Annotated in this window: 1 pseudogene; it reads right to left on the reverse strand. The window is 80.6% G+C overall.

What is annotated here, in order from left to right:
* Positions 1–250 (reverse strand): annotated as a pseudogene (locus VR45_RS34580) (hypothetical protein); the annotation flags it as partial.
* Between the last annotated feature and the right edge of the window lie 162 nt (positions 251–412).

Here is a 412-nt window from a genome sequence, read left to right on the forward strand (position 1 = left end):
GGACCAGCACCTCGGCGGCCGGCACCCAGATCGCACGGCCGCCCGCCAGCCGCAGCCGCACCGGCACGCCGCCACGGATATCCAGCACCGCGTCCGTCCGCGGCGGTCCGCCCACCGCCGGGGCGAAGCCACCGGCCAGCGCCGCCGCGGCGAGCGCCCCGTACCACGCGCCGCCGGCCTCCACCACGACCACCGCCACCGGCGGCCCGGCCGCCGCCTTGCGCAGCACGGGCACCCACACCGTCGGCACCGGCGCGGCGCACCCGGCCGTCGGCCCCGCCCCCACCGCGCGGCAGCCGAGCCCCGAGCCAGGACCCGACCTCGGTCCGAACATTCCGTCCGGTACCCGCACCGGGCCGCCGGATCCCCAGATCATCCCGCCACTTCCCCGCGGTCGGGCCGACCGGGCGGA

This window comes from Streptomyces sp. NRRL S-495, assembly GCF_000966955.1.
Taxonomy (GTDB): domain Bacteria; phylum Actinomycetota; class Actinomycetes; order Streptomycetales; family Streptomycetaceae; genus Kitasatospora; species Kitasatospora purpeofusca.